The organism is Idiomarina tyrosinivorans (assembly GCF_003987475.1).
Taxonomy (GTDB): Bacteria; Pseudomonadota; Gammaproteobacteria; order Enterobacterales; family Alteromonadaceae; genus Idiomarina; species Idiomarina tyrosinivorans.
Genome location: NZ_PIQH01000001.1, coordinates 218,246 through 230,360 on the forward strand (window position 1 = coordinate 218,246; position 12,115 = coordinate 230,360).

The window sequence follows — 12,115 nt, forward strand, 5'->3', positions numbered from 1 at the left end:
AAAATTCAACATTTGTCGCAGCGTAAGCTCCGCAAAGGGTTGCAATAAATCAAGCCCAGCGACCCCAGTTTTTTTCTCTTTTTTTCACTCCGCGCGACTTGATCAAGCTGCGCCTTACGCCTAGCATACGGGTTAATCAACAACCCCAAGATATTGTGTAAAAACCGTACTGAACAACAAATCAACACTATATCTAGTGGCTACAAATTAATAACAAACATACAAGAGTCGAGCGCTAACCATGAACCAACAGCTATTTGTCACCAAACGCAGCGGCGAACGCGAACCGTTGAACTTGGACAAAATCCACCGAGTGATTTTGTGGGCAGCAGAAGGTCTTCACAATGTCTCCGCCTCACAAGTGGAAATTAAGTCTCACATTCAGTTTTACGACGGTATAAAAACCGAAGACATTCACGAGACCATCATCAAGGCTGCGGCTGACCTGATTTCGGAAGATGCGCCCGACTATCAATACATGGCTGCGCGCCTCGCCATTTTCCATCTTCGCAAAAAGGCCTTTGGTCAGTTCGAACCGCCGCGGTTATACGACCATGTGCGCTCGATGGTGGAATCAGGCCGCTATGACAAACATTTGTTGGAAGACTATAGCCAAGCTGAATTCGAAGAAATGGAAGACTTCATCGATCATTGGCGTGACATGAACTTCTCTTACGCTGCGGTGAAGCAATTAGAAGGTAAGTATTTAGTCCAAAACCGCGTCTCTGGAGAAATTTACGAAAGTGCCCAGTTCTTGTATGTGTTGGTGGCGGCGTGCTTGTTTGCTAACTATCCGAAAAACGAGCGGATGGACTATGTTCGTCGCTTCTACGACGCTACTTCAACCTTCAAAATTTCGCTGCCTACGCCAATCATGTCTGGTGTTCGTACGCCAACGCGTCAGTTCAGCTCTTGCGTACTCATCGAGACCGGCGACAGCTTAGATTCGATCAACGCCACCGCGAGCGCGATTGTGAAGTATGTGTCACAGCGTGCAGGGATCGGTATTAACGCCGGTCGCATCCGTGCTTTAGGTAGCCCTATCCGCAACGGCGAAGCCTTCCACACCGGTTGTATCCCATTCTACAAATATTTCCAAACGGCTGTGAAAAGCTGCTCGCAAGGCGGTGTCCGTGGTGGTGCAGCAACCCTATTCTACCCGCTATGGCACTTAGAAGTAGAAAGCCTGTTGGTGTTGAAAAATAACCGTGGTGTTGAAGAAAACCGTGTTCGCCACCTAGATTACGGTGTGCAATTTAACCGTTTAATGTATCAGCGTTTGATCAAAGACGACTATATTACATTGTTTAGTCCTTCAGACGTACCGGGGCTTTACGACGCATTCTTCCAAGATCAGAACGAGTTTGAACGGCTCTACGTGCAATATGAAGCGGATGACAGCATTCGTAAAAAACGCATTAAAGCCATTGAGCTGTTTGGTTTATTTATGCAAGAGCGAGCAAGCACCGGGCGTATTTATTTGCAGAACGTTGACCACTGCAATACCCACAGCCCGTTTGATGCTAAAGTCGCGCCTATCAAACAGAGTAACCTGTGCTTGGAAATTGCTCTACCGACCAAGCCATTGGCGCATGTTAATGACGAAGAAGGCGAAATTGCGCTATGTACCCTGTCAGCATTTAACCTTGGCGCTATCGAGTCGTTAGACGACTTAGAAGGCTTAGCTGAACTGGCCGTTCGCGCGCTGGACAGCTTATTAGACTATCAAGAGTACCCGGTGCCCGCGGCACGTAACGCGACCATGAACCGTCGTACCTTGGGTATTGGTGTGATTAACTTTGCCTATTACCTAGCAAAACACGGTGTACGTTATTCTGACGGTTCTGCTAACGGCCTCATTCATAAAACCTTTGAGGCGATTCAGTACTACCTGATGAAGGCGTCGATGGAATTGGCAAAAGAGAAAGGTGCTTGTCCGAAATTTAACGAAACCACCTACTCGCAAGGCAAAATGCCAATTGATACGTACAAGAAAGATGTGGATGCGATCTGCAACGAGCCACTGCATCTTGATTGGGATCAGTTGCGCAAAGATATTCAGCAACACGGCATGCGTAACTCAACGCTATCGGCGCTGATGCCGTCAGAGACCTCGTCGCAGATTTCTAACGCAACCAACGGCATTGAGCCGCCGCGTGGCTACGTCAGTATCAAAGCCTCAAAAGATGGTGTAACTAAGCAAGTTGTACCGGACTACGAGAACCTTAAAGACCAGTACGAACTGTTGTGGAGTATTCCAAATAACAAAGGTTACTTGGAATTGGTGGGCATTATGCAGAAATTCGTAGACCAGACCATTTCTGCCAATACCAACTACGACCCAGGCAAATTTGATGCCGGCAAAGTACCGATGAAACAGTTGTTACAAGACTTGCTGTACGCCTACAAACTGGGTGTAAAAACCATGTACTACCACAACACCCGTGACGGTGCAGCGGATAACCAGTCAGACTTAGCAGCGAAGATGGCGAAGCACTCGCCCAAAACGGCAGAGCAACTTGAACAACAAGCGGCTGTGATTGAAGAAGATGATGATTGCGCCGGCGGCGCTTGCAAAATTTAATCAATAGGACGCATTTGAATTATGTCGTACTCAACGTTTAATCAGGAACAAACGAACCCTTTAGCGGAACCGATGTTTTTCGGTAACCCGGTGAATGTGGCCCGATATGACCAGCAAAAGCACAGCATTTTTGAAAAGCTTATCGAAAAGCAAATCAGCTTTTTCTGGCGTCCTGAGGAAGTCGATGTAAGCCGTGACCGTGTCGACTTCGATAAACTGACCAACAGCGAAAAGCATATTTTTATTTCTAACCTAAAATATCAAACGTTGTTAGATTCAGTGCAGGGTCGCAGTCCAAATATTGCCCTGCTGCCGATTGTCTCTATCCCGGAGTTAGAAACGTGGATTGAGACGTGGTCGTTTTTCGAAACCATTCACTCGCGCTCATATACCCATATTCTGCGGAATTTATTCTCTGATCCGAGCGAAGTGTTTGAAGACATCGTGATTAACCGCGAAATTAAAGTCCGTGCTAACGATATTTCACGTTACTACGATGACTTAATTTTCCATACCCAGCTTTGGCAAACCCATGGCGAAGGTGAAGTGGAAGTCGACGGCAAAACGTATAACATCAGCCAACGCGAACTGAAGAAAAAGCTGTTTTTATGCATCAACTCGGTGAATGCATTAGAAGCCATTCGCTTTTATGTCAGCTTCGCCTGTACCTTTGCTTTCGCCGAACGTGAATTGATGGAAGGTAACTCAAAAATCATCCGTCTGATTGCTCGCGACGAAAACTTACACTTAACTTCAACTCAACACATCTTGAACTTATGGCAATATGGCGAAGATGATCCAGAGATGAAGGAGATTGCTGAGGAACTTCGCGAAGAAGCTAAGCAAATATTCATGACCGCCGTAGAGCAAGAAAAGCAATGGGCACATTACCTCTTCCGTGACGGTTCTATGATCGGTCTTAACGAGAGCATGCTGTGCCAGTACGTCGAATATATTGCGAACCTTCGGATGGAGGCCATCGGCTTTGACGCACCATTCGAACAACGCTCTAACCCACTACCTTGGATGAACAAGTACTTGGTATCAGACAATGTTCAAGTGGCGCCACAAGAAGCGGAAATCAGTTCTTACTTAGTGGGACAAATCGATAGCGAAGTGAGTGCCTCCGATTTAGGCGATTTTGATCTGTAACGCCAATGTCGAATTCTTTTAAAGTGGTAGTCAACGGTCAGCAAACGCTGACCGTTGATGCTTCCGAGGGCACACTTTTAGACGCTCTCGAATCGCAACAAGTTGAAGTACATTACCACTGTCGTAATGGTTTTTGCGGTGCCTGCCGGACTAAATTAAAAAGCGGCAGCGTCAGCTATATCAATGAGCCCTTAGCATTTGTCAGGCCTGGAGATATTCTACCCTGTTGTTGTGTGCCAACCTCAGACTTAGAAATCGACCATTAATCGAAATTTTCGATAACAGATATCGCTCGACTCCATTGTCAATGTCCCCTGCAATTAGCGATAATACGCCCACGCCATTAGGCAACAGTTAATCAATTAAGGAAGGTGAAACAATGTTTACCGTGATTTTTGGCCGTCCAGGCTGTCCATTTTGCGTACGTGCCAAAGATGCTGCCGAGCAGTTGAAAGCAGACCGCGACGATTTCGATTATCGCTACGTGGACATTCATGCAGAAGGCATTTCCAAAGCAGACTTGGAAAAAACGGTCGGTAAGCCGGTTCATACCGTACCGCAAATTTTTATCGATGAAACCCACATTGGTGGCTATACCGAATTCGAAGCCTACGCGCGTGAACACTTAGGATTATTTGCCGCTTAAATTACTACTTTAGCGCGTCAAATCATCCCAAGACGAAGCCCTGCTAGTCACGCACTAGCGGGGCTTTTTAATGGCCTCAGGATTCACTGACTTCAGCAAGCGCTTGTTTGACCCGTTTTTCGGAGATGGGATAACGCGTTCCGAGCGTTTGAGCAAAGAACGACACCCTCAACTCCTCGATCATCCAACGAATTTCGCGTACCTCATCGGACAATGGCAGATGCTTCGGCTGTTTCTCACAAAGGGCCTGATAACGCTGCTGTAACTCGTTCAAGGTAAGAGTATGCAACCGATCTTTGTTGGCATCTACCCGCAACTTCTCTTGCCGACGTTGTAATGCTTTTAAGTAACGCACAATGTCAGCGAGTCGCTCAGCACCATGGGCGACCACGAATCCAGGGAAAATCAAACCATCCAGTTGTGCTTTCATATCAGCATGCGATTGCACCTGTTGCAGCGACACATTGCCTTTTAGACGCTTTTTAACCTGTTGTGCGATCACCAAGCATTGTTCAACCGAACTGGCGATCGCTTCTACCTGATCGTTCAATTCCGCTCGAACATGCTCTTTCGCCGCTTCGTAGCGTTCGCCATCGCGTACTTGTTGATAATCAACCAACAGGTCAACGGCAGCGGCAATACAATCTTCTATCAGAGCATCGACCTTGCCCCATGGGTTAAAGTACATTGCTAACTTGGTTTTGTTCGACAAAGCCTTTTGCAAGTGTTTACGTGGCGACGGTATTTCTTTTAATAACAACGCCCTGACACCCTCGCGATGTGCCTGTTGCGCTTTTAGTGGGTGATCAAAAATGGCAATTTTCAACGCTTGCTTAGCCACGGTTAGCGCTGGATAAGCGCGTATTTCGTAACCTTGATGACGCTCTCGCGTCTCTTCCGGCAACTGCCCAAAGTCCCAACGTTCAATAGCCTGCTTATGCCAATCTGACTGTTGGCTAGATTTTTCTAAGCGTTGTTTTACTTTGCCGGATAGTCGTTGTTGTAGTTCGCTTAAATCTCGACCTTGGGCGACCACTTTTTGGTTATCAACAATGCGAAAGTTCATCCGCAGATGCGGCGCTAAACTCTGTATATCCCAGGCATCTTCGTCGATCGTAACCCCGGTCATTCGCCGCAACTTCGCGCTCATTGCGCTAAGTAATTCGCCATCGTACGGGCGTAAGTCGTCCATTAATGCTTTGGCAAAGTTTGGTGCTGGAACAAAATTCTTGCGCCATTGCTTTGGCAAAGACTTTATCAGCCCTACCAACTTCTCTTCCCGCAAAGCCGGAATGTGCCATTCAAATTCTGTCGCATCCACTTGGTTTAGGAGCGCCAGCGGAATTTCTACCGTCACTCCGTCGTCTTCTGCAGTAGGCTCAAAGTGGTAATGTAATGGCAAACGGATACTGCCATGTTGCCAATGGTCCGGATAATCTTTTTCGGTAACATGGGAGGTGTCACCACCGATTAAATCATCGCGCGTGAAATACAGACACTGCGGGTGACTTTTGACCGCCTTATGCCACCAGCCGGCGAGTAATTTTTCGTTGTAGATACCGTCGGGAATATGCGAATCGTACGCGTTAAACAGCTCTTGCTCATCGATCAAGATATCGCGCCGCCGGGATTTGTCTTCGAGCGTCTGAATTTCCTCAATTAGCGCTAAATTATGGGTAATAAAAGGTAACTTGCGTTGAAGCTGCGCGTGTACCAACGCTTCCCGAATGAAGATTTCCCGCGCCTCGGCCGCCGCAATCGGACCATACTGAACCCGACGCTTGGGTACGATGACCAAGCCAAATAAACTGATCTGTTCGTCGGCGACCACACTGCCCTGCTTCTTCTCAAAACGGGGATTGTGATAACGCCGATTGACCAAATGTAATGCTTCACGTTCAACCCACTCTGGTTCTATTGCCGCATTAACGCGAGCGAACAGCTTAGAAGTTTCCACTAATTCGGCGGTCAATACCCACTTCGGTGGCTTACCAAACAGTTGTGAGCCGGGAAATATGTGGAAATGGGTCTGGCGCGCACCAATATACTCGTGGCGATCATGCTTTTGCCCGAGTTGCGATAACAACCCGCTAATTAACGCCCGATGAATGGCTTCATAGGATGCCGGCTCTTGGTTTATTGCAAACCCTAACTCACGCACTGTTTGCCGGGTTTGGGTATAAATGTCCTGCCACTCGCGCAAGCGCATTACGTGCAAAAATTCGCGACCTAGTTGCTTGCGAAACTGATTCCCCGAGAGCGCCTTCTGACGTGCTTTTACATAGTCCCAGAGTTTCAGAAACGAGATGAAATCCGAGTCTTTATCGGCAAACCGCTGATGCTGCTCATCGGCTTTTTGCTTCATATCCTGAGGCCGTTCGCGCGGATCCTGAATACTCAGCGCGGCGGTGATCACCATGATCTCTCGCATGCAGCCGTAATCTTTTGCCGCCAACACCATCCGTCCAAGACGAGGGTCTAGTGGTAAGCTTGCAAGTTGACGCCCTAACTGGGTAAGTTTAACGGTTTTATGTTTGCGCCCCGTCTCTATTGCATTGAGTTCTTCTAATAAATTCAAGCCATCACGGATATACCGCTCATCCGGCTTTTGCACGAACGGAAAACGACGAATATCACCTAGCCGCAACGCCGTCATCTGCAAAATAACCGCAGCCAAATTGGTGCGCAGAATTTCTGGGTCGGTATATTCTGGACGCTGCTCGAAATCCTCTTCACTGTATAAACGAATCGCGATGCCCGGCGCCGTGCGACCACACCGACCTTTACGCTGATTAGCGCTGGCTTGCGACACTGGCTCAATCGGCAGGCGTTGCACTTTGGTGCGGTAACTGTAGCGGCTAATACGCGCGGTGCCCGGATCAATGACATAGCGTATGCCTGGCACTGTTAATGAGGTTTCCGCAACGTTGGTGGCAATAACAATTCGGCGTGCCGAGCTAGACTGAAAAATACGGTTTTGCTCATGGGTCGATAAGCGTGAATAAAGCGGCAAAATTTCCGTATTGGGTAGCGTTAAGTCGCCAATAGCGTCGGCAAAATCACGAATCTCGCGTTCACCACTCGCGAACAGCAAGATATCTCCCGGACCTTCGCTCTGCAGTTCAAGAACGGCCTCATTGACCGCGTCAGTTAATTCGCGTTTCGCGCCAGTGCTATTGTCGAGTGGTCGATATCGTACCTCAACGGGGTAGGTGCGCCCGCTCACCTCCACTACTGGAGCATCATTAAAATGTTTTGAGAAACGCTCTGTCTCAATGGTTGCTGAGGTGATGACGACTTTTAAATCGGGCCGCTTGGGCAGGATCTGGTGAATGACGCCGAGCAAAAAGTCGATATTCAGGCTGCGTTCGTGCGCCTCATCGATCACTAGCGCGTCGTACTGCAACAGCAACGGGTCACGTTGCAACTCAGCCAACAAAATACCGTCGGTCATTAATTTAATGGCTGTGAGTTCGCCTGTTTCATCGGTAAACCGCACTTTATAGCCGACTTGCTCTGCATAGTGGTCTTTCAGCTCATCTTGCAGGCGTTTGCAGACACTCCTTGCCGCCAAGCGCCGCGGTTGGGTATGCCCCACCATGCCATTGCGGCCGTAACCTAGCTCGAGCAGCATTTTTGGAATTTGCGTGGTTTTACCCGAACCGGTTTCACCGGCAATCACCACCACTTGATGTTCGCGCAAGGTTTTCAGTAACGCTTGGCGCTGCTCCGATACTGGCAATTGTGGCGGATACTCGAGGTGAAAATGCTGTTGTTGCCGCAGTTGCCAGCGTAACTGAGCTTGTTCCGCGTCTTCGACGATTTGCGCAATGACCACATCACGCCGCGCCTTGTCGGTAATTTTTTTACTACCACGCATGCGCGCGCGCAAAACCGCGGCATCTGCCCGGCTACATTGGTCTAAAGAAAGTGAGGTTTCTGGCTCAGTTTTTCGCTCTACTTTTCGCTCTACTTTTCGCACAACCACGTCATCACCGCACTACTAAAAAGGTTGCCATTATTCTACCTGAGTTTAGTGCTTGGGATAACCGTCATGTAGGTGAATATCCAACGCGCGCAAAACATCGGTACGGGTAATTATGCCGACCAATTGTTGGCTGTGATTCAACACCGGGTAAATTTTCGGCTTTTCTAGCGTCATGCGTTCTGCCAAGTCGACGATCGCGTCATCTTCATTCACGGTTAATACTGGGTGAAACATGCAATCTGCAACGGTCGCAGTTTGTTCTTGGTGGTAGACCCCTTTGAGGAGTGCCGCAATACAGTCTTGTTCAGATAAAAAGCCGATGACATTGCGTTCAGCATCAATCACCGGGCCGCCACGTTGGCGACTCTGGAGCAGACGTTCTACAGCCGCCTCCACGGCTAACTGCGAAGTAAATACCACAGGATGACGGTTCATATAATCGCTGACTTTAACGGATTTCATCGCCTTCGCTCCATTGCTCGAAATCTTCGGCACCCAGGCCCTGTTGCCATAAGTGTAGCCAAAATTAGCCAAATAAAAACGTCGGTTAGCTGGCTCAAGCGGTGAAAAACTCGGCACATGGCTGTGCCGCTCTGAGGGGATGTTTGCTATGATGCGGAAAACCCAGAATAACAAAGAGACTCATGCCGACAGCACCACATGACGCACAGCCTAGCTTTTACTGGCACGATTACGAAACGTGGGGAGTGAACCCATTAGTCGACCGCCCTGCACAGTTTGCGGGTATTCGTACCGACGCGAGCTTTAATCCAATCGGTCGCCCACTAAATGTCTATGCCCAACCGACACCCGACTTTTTACCGCACCCAGAGGCCTGTTTAATTACTGGCATTACGCCGCAATTAGCGCTTCAACAAGGGACGCACGAGGCGCATTTTGCACAATTGATTGAGGCCGAGTTCTCGCAGCCAAACACAACGGTGATCGGGTATAACAATATTGCCTTTGATGATGAGGTCACCCGGGCGTTATTTTACCGCAATTTCTACGACCCTTATCAGCATACCTGGCAGCACAATAATTCGCGTTGGGATCTGATTAATGTGGTGCGTGCTTGTTATGCCTTGCGTCCTGACGGCATTGTCTGGCCTCAGCATGATGATGGGCGAGTGAGTATGAAACTGGAGCATCTGACACAAGCAAATGGAATCGACCACGGCCAAGCCCACGATGCTATGTCAGACGTTTACGCCACCATCGGAATAGCGAAATTGATTGCCACAAAACAACCTAAATTGTGGAACTTCGCTTTTGGTATCCGCAAAAAAGCGGCAGTCAACGATTTATTCGTTTGGCACAGGCCTGAACCCTTAGTCCACGTTAGTGGCTTTTATGGCGCGGACAAACGTTTTTTGTCGCTGTTGCAGCCGGTGGCGTACCATCCGCAACAAAAAGCCCAAGTCATCGCTTGGGATTTACGGCATGATCCGCAGCAATTTCAACACCTCACCGCCGAGCAATTAGCCGAACAAACGTTTCAGCGGCGGTCGCCCGAAAATCCGGGCACAGGACTAACGACGGTGCATACTGGACGGTGTCCGTTCTTAGCGCCGCAAAAAACCCTAGGTGCCGAGTCAGCGCAAGCGGCGAATATCGATGTTGCCGAATGTCAACGCCGGGCACAGTGGCTATTTAATAACCCTCAGTTTAAAGAGTTACTGATTGCGTGCTTCGAGTTACCGCGCGATATGGAGCAGCCAAGCGATGTTGATCAACAGTTGTACAGTGGTTTCTTCTCTGAACAAGACAAGCAGAATATGCAGATCATTCGCCAAGCCGCGCCAGAGCAATTGGCGGCCTTGCAACTCAATAGCGATGATTCGCGCCTGCCGCAGTTATTGTTCCGCTACCGGGCGCGGAACTTCCCAGCGACACTCAACGATACCGAGTTGGCACGCTGGCAAGGCTTTTGTCGAGACCGTTTAGAACACCCGCCGCGCGGCGCGCTGTCTGCCCAAGACTTTGTTTTAGCGTTAGAAAACCTTGCGGAACGGCATCAAAACGACGGCCAAAAAATGGCCTTACTAAAATCGCTGTATGACTATGCGGCACAGCTTTGATGTGGTACAAAAAAGCATCACCTTTTGCTGTTAAGCGCCACATTGAGCAACCAATATCAACGTTACCACTATGACTATGTGATTGTCGGTGCCGGCTCTGCCGGCAGCGTTCTAGCTAACCGGCTTTCGGCTGACTGCAGCAAGCGCGTGCTGTTACTGGAGGCAGGTGGCAGCGATGGCGGCTTGTTCTCATCGATGCCCGCGGGATTTGCCCGCTTCATGCATTCAGCCAAACACAATTGGTTATTCCGCAGCCTTCCAACAACTGACAGCACTGTCAGCAAGGGTCATTACACCCCGCGCGGCAAAATGCTCGGCGGCAGCAGTGCCATGAACGCCATGATTTACACCCGCGGTGCACCCAGTGATTACGACCAATGGGCGCAACAAGGCTGTGAACAATGGGGCTACCAGCAGTTGTTGCCGTACTTTATTCGCAGTGAAGGCAACCAACATATTCACGATGCCTATCATGGCAACGATGGTCCGCTGAAAGTATCCCGTCAACAACCATTTTACCCCGTTTCTCAGCAGTTTTTAGCGGCCTGCGCAGAAGCTGGCATAGCCCCTAACCCGGACTTTAATGGCGCGCAATTAGCCGGTTCCGGCGCGTTCCAATTCACCATCAATAACGGTCAACGGTGTAGCGCTTATAAAGCCTATGTGAAGCCCATCCGCAAGCGTGAGAATCTCAGCATTCTCAAGGAATGCTTGGTCGAACGGGTGGTGTTCTCAGGCAAGCGTGCAACCGGTGTATGCTTTCAGCGCGCCGGTCAGCGGTTTATTGCCGCCGCAGAAAAAGCGGTGATATTGTCAGCCGGTACCTTTCAGTCACCGGCTATTCTCGAACGCTCTGGTATTGGTTCAAGTAAAAGGTTACATCGGCTTGGCATTGAATGTTTAGTCGATAACCCAAATGTTGGCGAAAACTTACAAGAGCACGTCGATATTTGTCTGCACTATCGCAACGCAGCAAAGGACGGCCTCACTCTTACCCCTTGGGGTTTATTGAAGCTCACGCCTGCCCTTCTACAATACCTTACTCGGCGGAGCGGTCAACTTGCCCATTCGCTAGCAGAAACGGGGGCATTTTTGCGCAGCAGTGACAGCGTCGAAACGCCAGATATTCAACTGCACTTACTGCCAGTCATGTTTAATGACAGTGGCTATGATTGGTGGCCCACCCTTCAGCATGGCTTTACCTGCCATGTCTGTTTGTTACGCCCACAAAGCCGCGGCTGCAGCCACATTGATAGCAACCGTGCGAGCGCTAAGCCGCGGATTGACTATCAATTTTTACAAACGGCACAGGATCGGCAGCGACTGGCGCAAGGCGTACGCCAAGCGCATAGCATTATTAGCCAACCGGCTTTAGCTAAACATAATGGCGGCGCATTGTGGGATATTGATGCACTAACTGATGCGCAACTGTTCGAGGGGTTACGCGCCCGTGCCGGGCTCATTTATCACCCCGTAGGAACATGCAAAATGGGCGTTGATGACAGCGCGGTGGTTGACCCAAGCTTGCGCGTGAAAGGTACCGAAAAACTGTATGTGGTCGATGCGTCGATCATGCCGACGATCATATCGGGCAATACCAACGCCCCAACCATCGCCATTGCAGAAAAAGGCGCCGACATCATCACTGCCGACGCCCATTAGCC

Annotated in this window: 8 protein-coding genes; 6 read left to right on the forward strand and 2 right to left on the reverse strand. The window is 49.4% G+C overall.

Annotated elements, in window-relative coordinates:
• The first annotated feature begins 241 nt into the window (after nt 1-241).
• From nrdA to CWI84_RS01075, 4 genes are all read left to right on the forward strand, one after another.
• Nucleotides 242-2,584 carry a class 1a ribonucleoside-diphosphate reductase subunit alpha gene (nrdA, locus tag CWI84_RS01060; RefSeq protein ID WP_126840721.1) on the forward strand — a complete coding sequence of 781 codons (2,343 nt, stop codon included), beginning with the start codon at nt 242-244 and terminating at the stop codon, nt 2,582-2,584.
• A gap of 21 nt (nt 2,585-2,605) precedes the next feature.
• The gene (nrdB, locus tag CWI84_RS01065) at nt 2,606-3,736 is read left to right on the forward strand and encodes a class Ia ribonucleoside-diphosphate reductase subunit beta (protein ID WP_126840722.1); all 1,131 of its coding nucleotides are present in this window, start codon (nt 2,606-2,608) and stop codon (nt 3,734-3,736) included.
• 5 nt (nt 3,737-3,741) lie between these two features.
• Entirely contained in the window at nt 3,742-4,002 is a 261-nt protein-coding gene (gene yfaE / locus CWI84_RS01070; protein ID WP_126840723.1) for a class I ribonucleotide reductase maintenance protein YfaE, read from the forward strand.
• Between the two features lie 113 nt (nt 4,003-4,115).
• Nucleotides 4,116-4,382: a GrxA family glutaredoxin gene (locus tag CWI84_RS01075; RefSeq protein ID WP_126840724.1), complete on the forward strand. Its 267-nt coding sequence runs from the start codon at nt 4,116-4,118 to the stop codon at nt 4,380-4,382.
• A gap of 76 nt (nt 4,383-4,458) precedes the next feature.
• On the opposite strand, the gene hrpA is transcribed toward CWI84_RS01075, so the two are convergent.
• Together hrpA and CWI84_RS01085 are read right to left on the reverse strand one after the other, a co-directional pair.
• Nucleotides 4,459-8,364 carry an ATP-dependent RNA helicase HrpA gene (hrpA, locus tag CWI84_RS01080; protein ID WP_198674471.1) on the reverse strand — a complete coding sequence of 1,302 codons (3,906 nt, stop codon included), beginning with the start codon at nt 8,362-8,364 and terminating at the stop codon, nt 4,459-4,461.
• A 51-nt stretch (nt 8,365-8,415) separates the two neighbouring features.
• The gene (locus tag CWI84_RS01085) at nt 8,416-8,832 is read right to left on the reverse strand and encodes a CBS domain-containing protein (protein WP_126840726.1); all 417 of its coding nucleotides are present in this window, start codon (nt 8,830-8,832) and stop codon (nt 8,416-8,418) included.
• 182 nt (nt 8,833-9,014) lie between these two features.
• Between CWI84_RS01085 and sbcB the strand changes: the two genes are divergently transcribed.
• Complete coding sequence (gene sbcB, locus CWI84_RS01090; RefSeq protein ID WP_126840727.1) at nt 9,015-10,451, forward strand: exodeoxyribonuclease I; 1,437 nt, start codon at nt 9,015-9,017, stop codon at nt 10,449-10,451.
• Nucleotides 10,452-10,493: 42 nt separating this feature from the next.
• Entirely contained in the window at nt 10,494-12,113 is a 1,620-nt protein-coding gene (locus tag CWI84_RS01095; protein ID WP_126840728.1) for a GMC family oxidoreductase, read from the forward strand.
• Nucleotides 12,114-12,115 lie beyond the last annotated feature (2 nt).